The sequence below is a fragment of the Peribacillus sp. QJM3NY_7 genome, assembly GCF_056173225.1.
Genome location: NZ_CM149663.1, coordinates 3,332,666 through 3,347,325 on the forward strand (window position 1 = coordinate 3,332,666; position 14,660 = coordinate 3,347,325).

Genomic DNA, 14,660 nt, shown 5'->3' on the forward strand with positions numbered 1-14,660 from the left:
TTTGTTGAGGTAATCATATGAATCGTAAGCTAGTTATTTCATTAAGTTTAGTGTATGTACTTTTCATGGGAGCTTTATCTATTTATTACTATACAGCCGATGAAACTTTCAAATCACTGGTTTCGATAGGCGGTGTGGTATGTGGGGCAATTCCCCTTTCACTGGCCTTATTTACCAAGCTTCAATTCAATTTGCCAATTATCATTTCCTATTTGATCTTCTTATTCGCTTCACAATTTTTAGGATCTATTTTAGGTTGGTATGGACTGGGTTGGTGGGACACATTTTTGCATTTGTTAAGCGGTTCCCTTCTTGCTTTTACGGGAATTGCTTTATATGAACGATTGGTATACAGAAATGCGGGCAAAGAGATATCCCCTTGGTTCGTCTTTTTGTTCACCCTTTCTTTCTCGGCACTTGGAGGTGTCATATGGGAGATCTACGAATTTAGTTCTGATCAATTATTCGGAATGACACTGCAAGGCGGGGGAAATAAAGATACAATGATCGATTTAATCGCGGATACGATTGGAGGACTTATCATTGCAGTGTGGGCTGGAGTGCGGACAAAGATTAAGTTAAAAAAAATATAAAAAAGCATGCCAGTTGATTTCAGGTACCTGCTCCCTTTCCGCCGACTGTCTGTCACGCCTCCTCGACGCAAATGTCTCCGGGGTATCGGCTAGCCAGTTATTCGGCAGGAGTGTTGCAAATTTCTTCAATCTAATGAGGTTTCTTTCTATTTAAATGAAAAAAAGTCATGGTGTATAACCAAGTCTGTTTTAAAATTATGGTATCCATTCCCTCAGAAAAATCGTGAAAGGGATTCGGATAAGACCATTCACCCCTATTTTGCGAATTAACTGAGACACCATATTCCATTATAGGTCTTTTTATTTTAAAGGCTCTTTTCGTAAAGAGTTTTTAAAACGAAACTATTTAAGGTTGATTGGAGCGGAAGTGCGAGACTCCTGCGGGAGCAGCGGGACAGGTGAGACCCCACAGGCGTTTACGCCGAGGAGGCTCACCGCCCGCCCCGCGGAAAGCGAGCATCTGAAGGGGAAATCAACCACAACTCACTTCCTGGTATATTGCAACAAAGTATGGGAAAACAGCCATTTTAAAAAACGTTCCAGTTGATTTCAGGTACCTGCTCCCTTTCCGCCGATTGTCTGTCAAGCCTTCTCGACGCAAACGTCTCCAATCAACCTCCAAATTTGTATAAGCAAAAAAACTGTAGACAAACTCGATGAAAATCGAGTTGATCTGACCCAATAAAGTTAGACATATAATTTAAGCAGCTTCTAAGACCTGAGTTCGGTATTCTATCGGACTCAGGTCTTTTAATTTTACCTTCATTCGTTTGTGGTTATAGTAATGTATATAATCATCTAATTCCTTTTCAAAGTGCTCCATACTTTCAAACTCTTGGAGATAAAGCAATTCAGACTTTAACAAGCCAAAAAAGTTTTCAATGACTGCGTTATCTAAACAATTTCCCTTACGGGACATGCTTTGTATAATGCGGGAATCTTTTAAGGTTTTTTGATACTTCTTCATTTGATAATGCCACCCTTGATCCGAATGGAGGATGACCGTATCTTCTGGTTTTAGGTGTTTAATCGCCTCATCTAACATATCTCCAACAAGTTTATAAACAGGGCGTTTCATCACTTTGTAGGCAATAATTTCACCATTACATAAATCAAGGATAGGGGATAGGTAACGTTTCTCTCCAAATAAATGAAATTCCGTTACGTCTGTTACCCATTTTTGATTCATTTTCTCGGCTTGAAAATCACGTTGTAAAATATGGGGGGCAATTCGACCAACACGCCCCTTATACGAACGATACTTTTTCATACGGACTAAACATTTTACGCCCATTTCATTCATGAGGCGGTTGATGGTCTTTGGATTGTGAGAAAATCCATATTTTTTTAACTCTTTTGTGATACGACGATAACCGTAACGTCCTTTATGTTCATGATAGATAGACTGAATAGTGGCTTTTACCTTCGAATACTTATCTTCTCGATTCAAGCGTTTTTCCCAATAATAGTACGTGCTACGTGGAATATCAGCGACTTTAATTAAGGCCACAACCTCATAAATGGACTTTAGTTCATAAATTACTTGCGCTTTGATTTGGGTTGTAATTTTTCCTGCATTTGAACTAAAGTATTTAACTTTTTTAAATATGCATTATCCATTTCTAGTTGTTTAATTCGTTCTTCAAGATCTTTAACCGAACCTTCAATTTGTTTGGATGGATTGATATCTTTTTTCATGGATGGTCTCCCCTTTTTCTTAGAAATTAGGGCATCTAATCCATAGGCATTAACATTTATTCTCCACGTCCGAATTAGCGCTGGAGATGAAATATTAAACCTTGCGGCTGCGTCGTAAGAAGATATACCCGTTTCATTCATATAATTAAGTACATCCATTTTAAACTCCGTAGAATAACTTGTATTGGATTTCTTAAATCCATCGGCTCCTTGAATTTGGTATAAACGAACCCATCCTTGAATCATTTGGTACGAAACTTCAAATATTTTTTGAAGATCCATATAGCTGTGCTCACCTTCAAGGTAAAGTCGTGTAATGAATATTTTCTGTTCGGCAGAAAAATTAGCCATAAAAAACACCCCGTAAATGTTAATTTGGTGTCTAACATTTACGGGGCAGTTCAAGTTTGTCTACAGTCTGAAACGACCATCTTACCGATGGTCATTTTTATGTTCATTTAAATATGATGGAAATTATTTTTTCCGTAGTCATCGCACTATCCACCACATATGTTCCAGGTCGTAATCCGTTGGCCTTGCCTTTCTTTTCAACCGCGTCGGAAAACTCATTGGCATTTTTGATGACTTTTGCTTTTTGCAAGTTTTTACCCACATCGATGCTTGTCGAGCCTTTAGACACAGTAAGAACTGTACGGTATATGATTTTTTCCGTTGGTTCTTTTACCGTTTCTTTTTCCGCCTCCGCCTTATCTTTAACCGACTGTGCTTCAGCAATCTGATCTTCCCATTCTTTTTCGGAATGTATGACATACCCTTCTGAAGCCAGAGACTCTTTCATTTCATCTTCTGATAGTTTCTCAGACGTGCCGGTCGCTTCACCTGGACCAAAGAAGTACACTGCACCGCATAAGCCTGCGGCAACAACAAGGCCTCCGGCAAAGCTGCGCATTGATTTAGATGTCATTGGCCACATTTCTCCTTTCATTCGTCGTTTTCATGTAAGGAGTAAGCATCCGTTCTATTTCTTCTTCCGGCTGTTTTGTCTTAAGTGCGATGCTTTCAAATGAATAGCCTCGCTTATGTAGGTCGAGTACTTCACGCAACATGTTTCGCTTTTCGGAAGACATTGCCAAAATGCCTGCCTCTTGCACCGTAATTTCAGCATCTATCTCGATGTTCCTGATTTTTTCCTGTAATACATTCATTTCATTCCCAAAAGTGCTGGCAATCTGTTCCAATTGACTGTCCACTTTTACAGAGTCCTTTTTAATAAACGATAAAATGAACAGTAATACTGCTGCAGCGAACAAAATGATCAGAGCCCATTCCATCATTCTATGTCCCTCCTTAATCTTTGAATCTACTATCTCGCCTTCTAATTATATATTGATTTGTTCCAAAACTCGATTTAAAAGTACTAAATACCACATTAGTCACGTAATTATGACAAAAAAAGGCGCGAGAAGGTCATCCATAACTATTAATAATGAAAAAACGAAAAATAAAGCTTCCATTTGAGGACCATTTTACCATAATTCATTCATCATTCATACCACTATTGGTTTATTAAGGTAAATGATCTGTATTTCGACTCCTCATACTTCAAGAATACTTCAAGAATTTTTCAACACATATAACAGGGCATTCCATTGATCATCCACATGTGTCACAGCGTTTACTTTTCCCTCAAAAAGGTCCAAGAGTATATTAAATGACAAACATGTTTCCAAACGATAAGATATATATAGGTTCCTTTTCCTATTTCATTAATAAATACGATTTTACAGTGCCATTTATTTATTGGTGCAAGATAATAAGGAGGAAACAATGAATATCAAAATAAATAATATACCCGGTTTCATGCAAAACGAAATCGAACAACTTCAATTAAAGTTGTCCCCCTTGTTGAAGAAAAATATGAAATACGGTTTTTTTTCAACGGTGATGATAGGCTTTTCCATCATTAATCTTTTTTTTCTCTTATTTAAGAACGACTCTTTACCCATTTCGAAAATCGCACTTGGAATCTATGCATTGGTGGGAGCTGTAGGATTTGCCTTATTAAAAGAAAACAAACACAACCAAAGAGAAATAGTGAAAATGAGTCAAAAATATATGTTGGAGAGAATCAAAAAAAGCAACTATTTAACAGATGCCAGAAAAAACAACTACTTTAAACGAGTAGATGAGCATCCGCTTACTGCCATGAATGTTTTTTTTGAGTTTCTTGCTGAAGAACAACAATGGAAGAACAAATCCTCCCACTCCGAATAAATAAAAGGAAGTTCGCAAATTTCATAACAAATAAGGCAAAAAAGGCAGCACAAAAAAACAACTCAACCAGTATGCTCCGGTAAACTGCCGAATCACACTGGTTGGTTGCTTAGGTTTTTTCATTTACAAATTCTCCATGATCCTTTTTTAGTGCATTCCAATTGAGAGCTCAGTGGTTAGTTCTGGAGCTTATTTTCAATGAGTTCATGAAAATAGACTGCAGCATGTTCTGTTGGAGAAAAGATTCCATTTGTAAATGCCTCGGAACTTAATCCTTTTTGCAGTTTTTCCACTAGATCAAAATCTTCCTGCCGTACTTGATCAACAAATTTAAAATATTCCTCTTTTTCTATGGTTGTTTTTTCATCTAAGGAATAATCCCGATAAATACCTAACGACGTCACAGCATCAACGGGAATTACTTGAATGGTATTCACGTTTCCGTCTCCTGGATAAACGTTAATCATCATATTCGGCCAAACCCAATAAAAACGCGCTTGGTCCCCTTCGCCATTCTTGCTTGCTGTCATATATTGATAGGTGAATTTGTCATGTGTCGTTGTGCAAAAGTTTGCTAAATCAAAGGATTTAGCAAAGCCAGGATGAGCAATGGAACAATGATCACATTCCAGGTAATTGTCAACAACGGCCTTCCAATTAGCTTTTACCACACGGCGGGTTTCCCTAACTAGTTTCAGTGAATCAAAGAATGGATACTCTTTCATTTCCTCTAAAAATTCCCGATATGCTTCTGCCATAGGGGGTGCATTTTTGTCAAGATTGACAAAAATCATGGCATTCTGAACTTCTATGCGAATGGATTTCATACAGCTGTGTATCCCCAGCTCATTCGTTTTAAAATTAGGGGCTCTATTTACACTTCCATCTAATTTGAACGTCCATCCATGGTATCCGCATTGTAAAATTTTCTTATTTCCTTTATCGGCGTTTTCTACTTTCATTCCGCGATGAGGGCAAATATTGTAGAAAGCACGCAGTTCACCATCGGTCCCGTGAGAAATGATAATAGGCTCTCCGGCGATATCCAATGTCATGAAATCTCCTACCTTTTCCACTTGGCTTGCATGCCCTGCCAAAATCCAACTCTTTCTGAAGATCTTTTTGCTTTCTTCATTGAATACCTCTGGATCGACATACCGTGAATAAGGCAGTGTTGGGCTGAACTGTACATTTTCTTTCGTGGACATTTTGAAATCCCCTCCTGTTTTTGATCTAATTTAAAAGTTTAAAAACGCTTAATTCAATTTTAGTTATATCCGATCCATATAGACTGTCTTGACTTCTGTATAGAATTCAACGGCACTCTTCCCTTGTTCACGGCTGCCCGCACTTGAACTTTTACATCCGCCAAATGGCATTTGCGGTTCGGTTCCTGCCGTTTCCGAATTGACATGAACAAGACCCACTTCAACATCTTCAATAAACCGTTGAGCCAATGTTAAATTGTTTGTACAAATTGCTGCGCTCAATCCATACTCTGTATCATTTGCCATCTTAACTGCTTCCTCATAATTTCCAGCCTTAAAAAGGGCAATGACTGGTCCAAAGATTTCTTCACGCGCAATGCGGGCATGTTGAGGAACATTTTCAAAGATTGCCGGCTTGACATAAAAACCATTCGCCAATTCCGCTTCTGCCGGGATCTCTCCTCCGCATAAAAGTGTAGCTTCTGATTTCCCAACATCGATCATTTCAAGTACGCCATCGCGTTGTGATCTAGAAACAGCGGGACCGATATATGTTTCTTCTTTGAGCGGGTCGCCCACTTTTAATTCTTTCGTACGTGCGACAAGCCGTTCCCGGAATACTTCATAAATTCCTTCCTCCACAATCACCCGGCTAGTGGCTGTGCATTTTTGCCCTGTGGATTTAAAAGCTCCGCCTATAGCTATTTCCACTGCTTTTTCAAGATCAGCATCGGCGAGGACGACAAGCGGGTTTTTCCCTCCCATTTCCGCTTGCACTTTCTTTCCATGCTCAATGGCTTGTTTTTGAATTTGCTGACCTATTTGATTCGAGCCCGTAAAAGATATAGCCTTCACATCAGGATGTTCCACTAATGCAGCACCAATGACGGAACCCCTTCCGAATACACAATTGATGACACCGGGCGGAAGACCCGCTTCATCAAAGGCTTTTATCACATGATGGACAGACTTAGGTGTAAGATCAGCCGGTTTAATCACGACTGTATTCCCATAAATCAAGGCCGGCGCCAATTTCCATACAGGGATGGCGATAGGAAAGTTCCATGGTGTAATCAAACCCACCGGACCGAGCGGCGTGCGGGTAGTATATAAAAATGTATTGGCATTGGCTGAAGGAATTACTTCCCCGAGTGGCTGCCGAGCTTCAGCAGCATAATATTCAAGTATGCTGGCAGCCCGATTGGCTTCCCCCATCCCTTCCAAGAATGTTTTTCCTTCTTCCTTTATCAAATCTTGACCTACTTCCTGCATATTCTTTTTCAAAATATCAGCTGCTTTTTGCAAATATGAAGCCCGTTGCTGAAACGAAAGTTTTTTCCATAAAGGGAATGAACTTTTTGCGGCTGCCACTGCATCATGTAAATCAGCCGCCGCACTAGATGGAAATTCTCCTAAATTTTCACCATCATGGGGACTAAGATTTTCTCTATACTCCCCTGTAGTGGGTTCTTTCCATTTTCCATTAATATAATTTAAGTAACGCATACTATTTCCTCCGTATTCTATTATTCTACTTCTCTAAGTTATAGGTCTTGCTTTTAACTGCACTTCTAAATGAATCTTAAACGACCGTTTTCTTATATCTTGATATAATAATCACTATTGAATAAAATCATTGGTCTGTTCAGTTTTTAAGGCTGGCACCTCGACGTTCCTTCGCGCATATCTGAAATAGTAAAATATATAGCAAGCAACGACGAAGCCCAATCCCCAATACAACGAAGTTCGCTGTGTCGGATCATAAGCGGTGAACACGAAAATACCTAGACACATAATGATGCAGAGAATCGGGGCAAACGGGAAAAAAGGTACTCTAAACTTCAGATTTTCAACCTTTCCGCCTGCTCTGATATACTGCTTGCGGAATCTGTACTGTGCGAACGCAATCGCCATCCAAGTAAGCACCCCTCCAACCCCGCTTATGGAAAGCAGTACAACGAATAACGTTTCTTCCGCTACTACACTAGTAAGCAGCGACAGCAAGGCAAAGACCATGGTGACTAGTAAGGCGTTCATAGGTACACCGCGCCGATTGAGCTTTCCAAATGAAGAATGTGCCATACCGTTTTGAGAAAGGGAGAAAAGGATTCTTGTACAAGCAAACAGACCCGTATTTCCTACAGAGAGGACCGCCGTCAAAATTACGAAATTCATAATGTCTGCTGCATAAGGAATGCCTACCATTTCAAACACGGTTACAAATGGACTTTCCAGTACACCGACTTCTTTCCAAGGAACGATGGCCGATAGAACAAAGATTGCCAGTACATAGAAAAGCAGCACACGTATTACGATGTTTCGAATCGCTCTCGGAATGCTTTGTTGCGGGTTTTCCGTCTCTCCTGCTGCAACACCCATGATTTCCGATCCCTGGAAAGCATATACGACTGTCATCATCGATATGAAAACACCAGTGAACCCTGTAGGAAATAGTCCATCTCCTATAAAATTGGAAAGGAACGGAGCAGGTTGTGCATCCTCCATATGAATCAATCCAAACATCGCTGCTGCACCGATAATTATGAAGAGAATGACGGCAAGCACTTTAATCCCGGAGAACCAATACTCGGTCTCTGCAAAACTTCGCGTAGTCAATGCATTTATAGTGAATAAAAGGACCGTAAATATCACACACCATATCCATACTGGTATATCGGGAAACCATCTGGTCATGAGCAAACCGGCCGCTACAAATTCCAGGCCTACGTAAAGAGCCCAGCTTAGCCAGTAAATCCAGCCAATGACAAATCCAGTGGCGGGACCAATAAATTTCGTTGCATGGACCTGAAAGGAACCGGACACCGGCATCACTACCGATAATTCACCGAGACAAATCATCGCCAAGTACATTAATAAACCACCGACCAAATAGGCAACAATCGATCCTAAGGGTCCAGCTTCACCGATTGCATATCCTGATCCCAGGAAAAGACCTGTTCCAATTACCCCACCTAAGGAGAGCATGAATAAATGTCTGCTCTTCATTGAACGCTGTAATTCTTTTGGCTGATTTTCATCTTCTGTTTGCATGAATTCCCCCCCGTTCCTGATTGATAAACTGCCTGAACACTTTCATGATTAACACAAGTTAACGAGAGTTCCCCGATAACGCTTCGGAAGGCACTGCATATTCCGGCAAGTCGCTGATTGTCGGTTTAAATATTTCATAAGCTACTTCTCTTTGATATTTTTTTTGTTTTTTTGCTTGAGTAAACAAATGATACGTATTTTTCCTGCATAGTTTTTCTATATCATCGACGACAGCTTGTGGATTTGGTTTAATCAGTCCGAAAATAACCGCATCATAAAATCTTATCGCCCCCAGGTTGGCAACGAAATCATTGACAACATCTATTCCTCTCTGTCTTATGATTTCGTCTCCCTCGGGAGAAAGGGGAATGTTTGCCGCCTCCACAATCAAGCTCGCTTTTACGCTTTTGGCATTGGATATGTGGATGACATCCTCCAATGCGGACGGAATTAAAATGTCGCAATCTATGTCGAGCCATTCCGTGTTTGGCCTTACATCATAATGCGGTTCAAAAAAGGCTTTATCCATTTCCCCGTACATATTCTTATGATCAATAAGCTTTTGGACATCCAATCCTTCGTCACATGTAACCAAAAGGGCTGCATCGGAAATTCCCACAACTTTATAACCGAACTGGAACATTTTCAATGCGCAGCTTGCCCCTACACAGCCGAATCCTTGAATGACAACTCTTGCTCCACCTTTTCCGTTTTTAAATTTCCATGCCTCATCTGCGGAGAAAGCCACACCATAGCCTGTAACGACATCGTTTAAAAACAACCCGTCGATTTTTGTCGTCAACAGTTCATCAAAGTCTTTTATCCCTTGCAGAACATTCGGATTCTGCTTCATTGATTTCGTTAGGGGGATATCAATGCCAAATTCATTAAATATTTTGAGTACATCTTCATATTTGGTACCTAAATCACTGCCTAACGATACCCCTATATCTATATAAGGCATCATCGCAATCAGAAATCTTCTTAACACTGCATATGCGTCTGGCGCTTTATAATCATAGGCAATGCCCGCTTTACAACCGCCAGTCGTCTCAGACTCACAGGCTACATACTTATAAGCCATCGCCTCGGCCAGTCTTTCGACCTCTTCTCTGGTAACCGTTGGGTGCATTCTTGTACCGCCGCCTGTGTATCCTTTTACAAAGTTATGGACGACCAGCCAGCCTTTAGCATCTGTTTCCGTATCATTCCATTCAACAACTATATATGGTTTTAACAACTATGATACCTCCCTTACATGCCTTTTATTGGGTCCTGCTAACTTCCAAAGTTAATTATTAGACACTAACTTTTCGTATACTTCCTTCTTGTCCTGGCCTACAGATAGAATCTTTGGATTGACTGCAACTTCTATTACAGACGGCAGCCCTGAAGCAATCGCCCGTTGCAGCGCTGGCGCAAAATCAATATTTTTTTCAACCTTTTCACCATGTGCTCCAAATAAGCGGGCCAATCCAGCAAAATCAGGATTAGATATGTCAGTTCCAACGGCCCGGTTTGGAAAATGCCTTTCTTGATGTGCTCGAATTGTTCCGTAAATATTATTGTTCACAACAATTGATATGGTCGGAATTTTATACCTTACAGCGGTTTCAATCTCTTGGAGAGTCATCATGAAGCCGCCATCCCCCGAAATAGAAACAACATGTTTGTGAGGCTGCGCCAGTTTTGCCCCAATAGCAGCAGGCAATCCATATCCCATTGCACCCGACGTTGGCCCCACGTATGTGTTTTCTTGTTCAAAACGATAATATCTTGATAGCCATCCAAAAAAGTTGCCTGCATCATTTGTAATGATGGTATCCTTCGGCAGACAGACAGCCAGATCATGCATCAATCCGTCCATATCCACGAAATCCTCTGTGTAATCGGCCTTCGGTTCAGAAAATCCCATATATTTATCGTGCAATTCTTTCAGATGATCTTCGCCTGAAATAAAAGATCCTGATTCTGGCGCTTGCAGTGCTTGTTCCAAAAAGCTCTTGGCATCCGCTTCAATGGCAAGAGAAGGAGCATACACTTTACCAAAAATATCGGGACAAATATCCACATGGATCAGCTTTGAATTTTTAGAAAGCAAGGTGTAATCTTGTGTTCCTACTTGAGAGAATCGTGTCCCTAATGCCAAAACTACATCTGCATCCCGGATTGCATCAAGTAAATATTGAGATGTCCCAAATCCAAGCCACCCTGCATAGCAAGGATGTGAGTTCGGAAACGCGTCAAACCGACGGAAAGCTGTAACGACAGGAAGTTTCATTGCCTCCGCAAACTGTACAAGCAACCTGTTGGCCTTAGCATGAATCACACCTCCGCCAGCAATCAATACGGGGCGCTCCGCGTTTCGTATCGTATCCATCGCCTGCTTCACATCTTCCATATGTGGTTGAGGAGGAAGCGAGCGATATGAAGGGTTCATGTTCAACTCTGCCTCGTCTTCCAACATGTCATGCGGCAAAGCCACTAATACAGGGCCAGGACGCCCCGATCTCGCAATATGGAAAGCTCGTTGCAATAATTCCGGGATTCTTTCCACACGATCGATCTCTACCGTCCATTTACATAAATGACTGAAAAAACCCGTCAAATTCACTTCCTGGAATGCTTCCTTTTCTTTAAAAGGGCGTTCGACTTGGCCAATAAGCGCAATCAAAGGGGTTGAATCCTGAGCAGCAGTATGAATGCCGATAGCTAAGTTTGTAGCACCCACTCCACGCGTTGCCATACAGACCCCCACCTCTCCTGAAGCCTTGGCATACCCTTCCGCCATAAAAGAGGCACCTCCTTCATGCCTTGCGGAAATAAGTTCTATTTCAGGATGTTGGTATAGTGCATCCATTACACTAAGATAACTTTCACCTGGTACACAAAAAGCTTTTTTTACCCCTTCTTTAGCCATTACTTCTACGACTGCTCTTCCTCCACTGACTTTCATAATCAAGCCTCCCGCTTTCGAAAACGTGTTTTTATTCTATTAATCTATGATTATATGAATATTGGACTGATTCCCACTGTCATTTAACAAGCTTTTCCATTCCTGAAGCCGGTTTAATATCTTCTTTCATCCCAAGTGAAGTTTTTCTAGTAATGGCACTCACTCCTAAAGTCACTGCGATGTTGATGAATAATACAGCTAACCCTACATCAAGATCTTGTATGGCTTGCGGCAGAGATGGAAATAATGTAGCAAGTGTCGTACCTGATGTAGTCGAATATACAACAATTAGAATTCCAACGATCATGCCGGCAAATGCTCCTTGAACCGTGACAGGATTCTTTTTCCACAAACTGAAAAATAGTGCTGGAAACAACTGTGCCATGAAGCTATATGCCATAAGATACAAGGTAAAAATCGACTCCCCGCCATTGAACGTAAAATATAGAGTCACTATAGAAATGACAGGTACTAACATCCTGCTCAATCTTTGTAGCTGGTCATCCGATGTATTCGGCTTCCATACCTTATATACATTTTTTGAAAGTATCGTGGCCGTAGCCGTCAAAACGAGTGAACTGGGAATAAGGGCGGCCATTGCCCCTGATGCTCCAATAACTCCTACAAACCAGGGATCAAATGACATCTTCGCCATTTTAAATAAAGCTAAATCTGCTTCTGCTCCCTGTAAATTCGGAACTTGGAGAATCGCAGAAAAACCAATAAATAACGAAAAAATGATGATTATTTGATAAATTGGCATAACCCCAGCATTCCAACGAAGTGATTTCGGACTTTTTGCAGAGAACACTCCCGCTAACATATGAGGAAACATGTAGAATGCCAATGCTGTCATGATCGTAGCTGAAATAAACCAAGAGATACTCAAACCTTGTTCCGGGAAAATCAAAAATCCTTGTTTTGCTGTATCGATTGCTTCAAACATCGGCTGTATACCACCGTAATAATGAAGTGGAAAATAAATCCCCATAAAGACGACAACTGTCAGAATCATGATATCTTTAATGACCGCGGTCCACGCCACTCCATGCATCCCTGAAGCCGTTACATAAATTGTGATTGCAATTACCCCAACAACTATAGCCACATTTGGAGATATGGAACCATAGGAGGTTTCCGATACGATAATACCTAACCCTTTCAACTGCATGATCAGATATGGAATAATTGAAATGACGCTAATTACCGCCACAAGAACACCTAAAGCCGGACTGTTGTACTTTTTGTCATAAAAATCAGATTGAGAAATGACATTATTTTTTTTTGCATATCTCCAAATAGGCGGCAACAGCCAATAGGCGATTACAAAATAGAAGCAATTAAAAGCGTATAAGGCAGGAGGCATACCAGATCGATAAGCTCCGCCGCTCGCCCCCAAAAACGTATATGTCGTAAACATTTCACCTGCTATCAAAAAGAAGAGCAAAAAGCTGCCGAAGCCTCTTCCGCCAATGGCCCATTGTTCCAAACTCATTTTTTTACCTTTTCGAGCTTGAAGCCCTAACCAAATACACAGAACCAGAAAGAAAAGGATAACGAGCAGGGCTTCATTCATCAGTCTTCTTCCTCCTCGGTTGCAGGATCAAGTTTATTAGCGATTATCAAAAAAACTGAAGTAAGACAGACCCATAATATGGCCCAAAAAAGAACAAATGGCATCCCTAACACATAAGGTTCAATTCGATTGATAACCACTAGCGAGCCAAGTGCCGGTATTGCACTTATCACATAGATTATTTTCTTCATTTGTTCACCACCCTTATCAACAAATGCTAAACTCGAATCTTTCAAACCTCATTTGTCAGAAAATACGGATAATTATCTCTGTATGATTACATTGACACTCCTTTAGTTAAAGGCTCATTTACAGCCCAGTTCGGTTTCACGCCAGAAAGAACTTGTTCCACCTGCATTGCGGCATGTACAGCCATGCGTACGGAACCTTCCTTCGTTAAAGCGGCATTATGAGGACTGACAATCACATTATCCAATTTAAAAAGTGCATTCCATTTATCAGGAGGTTCAACTTCAAATACGTCTATTCCGGCACCGGCAATCTCGCCTGCTTGCAAAGCGTTTACTAGATCAATTTCCTTCACCACACCGCCTCTGGAAGCGTTTACAAAAAAGGAGGAAGTTTTCATCCAGGAAAACTCACGGCTTCCTATTAATCCTTTTGTTGTTTTCGTTAACGGCAGATGCAGACTAATAACATCAGCGTTTCTGAATACCCATTCTAAATCTGTTGCTATCTCCAGCCCAGAATTCGGGCTGGCGGTAACATAAGGGTCGTAGCCAATCACTTTCATATCGAAGCCTTCGGAAGCCTTTTTTGCCAGTATTCTACCGATTCTCCCCAGTCCGATAATCCCCAAAGTCTTGCCTTCCAAGTCCATACCAAAAAGTTGATTACGGATAGCAAAATTCCCGCTGCGCAGCTCTTTGTCAGCCAAGCTTAAGTTTTTGGACAAAGATAAAATTAATGCCATTACATGTTCCGCTACAGAATTCGCATTTGCCTCTGGGGTATTTGTTACATAAATGCCACGCTCTGTAGCAGCTTCAATATCAATATTGTCCAAGCCCACTCCATACTTGGCTATTACTTTGAGGTTTTCAGCTGCTGTAATAACTTCTCTATTTATTACAGCCGTTGATCTCGTTAGTACTGCATCACAACCCTTGATTTCTTCCATAAGAATTTCTTGCGACAAATCAGATCCTACTTTAATCTTAAAGCCTTTTTCTACTAAATAACTTTTCCCCTCTTTCTCAATATCTTGAGGAATATACACTAAATGACTCACACATTCCCACCAACCTTTCATGTAAACCTTGAAGGAAAAACCTTTCCTACTACATTGTTTATATACAATTATTGTGCCAACATAAAAAAGA

At 40.7% G+C, this 14,660-nt stretch carries 13 protein-coding genes; 2 read left to right on the plus strand and 11 right to left on the minus strand.

The features are described from left to right. Positions 1-17 precede the first annotated feature (17 nt). Positions 18-593, plus strand: coding sequence for a DUF2238 domain-containing protein (locus AC0VX1_RS15880; RefSeq protein WP_328178588.1), 576 nt, complete (start codon positions 18-20; stop codon positions 591-593). A 700-nt stretch (positions 594-1,293) separates the two neighbouring features. Here the strand turns inward: AC0VX1_RS15880 and AC0VX1_RS15885 are convergent. The 3 genes from AC0VX1_RS15885 to AC0VX1_RS15895 all read right to left on the minus strand — a co-directional run bounded on the left by AC0VX1_RS15885 (position 1,294) and on the right by AC0VX1_RS15895 (position 3,586). After that, a protein-coding gene (locus tag AC0VX1_RS15885; protein WP_475467907.1) for an IS3 family transposase occupies positions 1,294-2,642 on the minus strand; the annotation gives its coding sequence in 2 pieces (ribosomal slippage) (positions 1,294-2,183 and positions 2,183-2,642; 1,350 coding nt in all). Between the two features lie 103 nt (positions 2,643-2,745). Then, positions 2,746-3,216 (minus strand): endolytic transglycosylase MltG, encoded by a 471-nt coding sequence (locus tag AC0VX1_RS15890; RefSeq protein ID WP_057277853.1) that lies wholly within the window; start codon positions 3,214-3,216, stop codon positions 2,746-2,748. Next, entirely contained in the window at positions 3,206-3,586 is a 381-nt protein-coding gene (locus AC0VX1_RS15895; RefSeq protein ID WP_413010235.1) for a hypothetical protein, read from the minus strand. Before AC0VX1_RS15895 ends, AC0VX1_RS15890 begins: the two co-directional genes overlap by 11 nt. Before the next feature lie 493 nt (positions 3,587-4,079). Between AC0VX1_RS15895 and AC0VX1_RS15900 the strand changes: the two genes are divergently transcribed. Then, positions 4,080-4,526: a DUF5392 family protein gene (locus AC0VX1_RS15900; protein ID WP_475467910.1), complete on the plus strand. Its 447-nt coding sequence runs from the start codon at positions 4,080-4,082 to the stop codon at positions 4,524-4,526. 176 nt (positions 4,527-4,702) lie between these two features. Here the strand turns inward: AC0VX1_RS15900 and AC0VX1_RS15905 are convergent, their stop codons facing one another. The 8 genes from AC0VX1_RS15905 to AC0VX1_RS15940 form a co-directional block, all read right to left on the minus strand. Then, positions 4,703-5,734, minus strand: a complete 1,032-nt coding sequence (locus AC0VX1_RS15905; protein WP_475467911.1) for an aromatic ring-hydroxylating oxygenase subunit alpha — start codon at positions 5,732-5,734, stop codon at positions 4,703-4,705. 63 nt (positions 5,735-5,797) lie between these two features. Beyond that, positions 5,798-7,240 carry an aldehyde dehydrogenase family protein gene (locus AC0VX1_RS15910; RefSeq protein ID WP_475467912.1) on the minus strand — a complete coding sequence of 481 codons (1,443 nt, stop codon included), beginning with the start codon at positions 7,238-7,240 and terminating at the stop codon, positions 5,798-5,800. A gap of 114 nt (positions 7,241-7,354) precedes the next feature. Next, positions 7,355-8,785 (minus strand): amino acid permease, encoded by a 1,431-nt coding sequence (locus AC0VX1_RS15915; RefSeq protein WP_412992973.1) that lies wholly within the window; start codon positions 8,783-8,785, stop codon positions 7,355-7,357. Between the two features lie 58 nt (positions 8,786-8,843). Further along, a complete protein-coding gene (locus AC0VX1_RS15920; RefSeq protein WP_413022499.1) occupies positions 8,844-10,025 on the minus strand; it encodes a Glu/Leu/Phe/Val family dehydrogenase in 1,182 nt (393 codons plus the stop codon). A 51-nt stretch (positions 10,026-10,076) separates the two neighbouring features. Beyond that, positions 10,077-11,741 carry a thiamine pyrophosphate-dependent enzyme gene (locus AC0VX1_RS15925; RefSeq protein WP_475467914.1) on the minus strand — a complete coding sequence of 555 codons (1,665 nt, stop codon included), beginning with the start codon at positions 11,739-11,741 and terminating at the stop codon, positions 10,077-10,079. Positions 11,742-11,820: 79 nt separating this feature from the next. After that, a complete protein-coding gene (locus AC0VX1_RS15930) occupies positions 11,821-13,317 on the minus strand; it encodes a sodium:solute symporter family protein (RefSeq protein WP_413022501.1) in 1,497 nt (498 codons plus the stop codon). After that, positions 13,317-13,508 carry a DUF3311 domain-containing protein gene (locus AC0VX1_RS15935; protein ID WP_034307824.1) on the minus strand — a complete coding sequence of 64 codons (192 nt, stop codon included), beginning with the start codon at positions 13,506-13,508 and terminating at the stop codon, positions 13,317-13,319. The genes AC0VX1_RS15930 and AC0VX1_RS15935 overlap by 1 nt, the downstream gene beginning before the upstream one ends. A gap of 86 nt (positions 13,509-13,594) precedes the next feature. Next, complete coding sequence (locus tag AC0VX1_RS15940) at positions 13,595-14,569, minus strand: hydroxyacid dehydrogenase (protein WP_475467916.1); 975 nt, start codon at positions 14,567-14,569, stop codon at positions 13,595-13,597. Between the last annotated feature and the right edge of the window lie 91 nt (positions 14,570-14,660).

Bases quoted from the DNA above. Each gene is read 5' to 3' on its own strand.
- AC0VX1_RS15890 (WP_057277853.1), bottom strand. From the start codon at position 3,216: ATGACATCTAAATCAATGCGCAGCTTTGCCGGAGGCCTTGTTGTTGCC.
- AC0VX1_RS15935 (WP_034307824.1), bottom strand. From the start codon at position 13,508: ATGAAGAAAATAATCTATGTGATAAGTGCAATACCGGCACTTGGCTCG.
- AC0VX1_RS15900 (WP_475467910.1), top strand. From the start codon at position 4,080: ATGAATATCAAAATAAATAATATACCCGGTTTCATGCAAAACGAAATC.
- AC0VX1_RS15930 (WP_413022501.1), bottom strand. From the start codon at position 13,317: ATGAATGAAGCCCTGCTCGTTATCCTTTTCTTTCTGGTTCTGTGTATT.
- AC0VX1_RS15925 (WP_475467914.1), bottom strand. From the start codon at position 11,741: ATGAAAGTCAGTGGAGGAAGAGCAGTCGTAGAAGTAATGGCTAAAGAA.
- AC0VX1_RS15895 (WP_413010235.1), bottom strand. From the start codon at position 3,586: ATGATGGAATGGGCTCTGATCATTTTGTTCGCTGCAGCAGTATTACTG.
- AC0VX1_RS15915 (WP_412992973.1), bottom strand. From the start codon at position 8,785: ATGCAAACAGAAGATGAAAATCAGCCAAAAGAATTACAGCGTTCAATG.
- AC0VX1_RS15910 (WP_475467912.1), bottom strand. From the start codon at position 7,240: ATGCGTTACTTAAATTATATTAATGGAAAATGGAAAGAACCCACTACA.
- AC0VX1_RS15880 (WP_328178588.1), top strand. From the start codon at position 18: ATGAATCGTAAGCTAGTTATTTCATTAAGTTTAGTGTATGTACTTTTC.
- AC0VX1_RS15905 (WP_475467911.1), bottom strand. From the start codon at position 5,734: ATGTCCACGAAAGAAAATGTACAGTTCAGCCCAACACTGCCTTATTCA.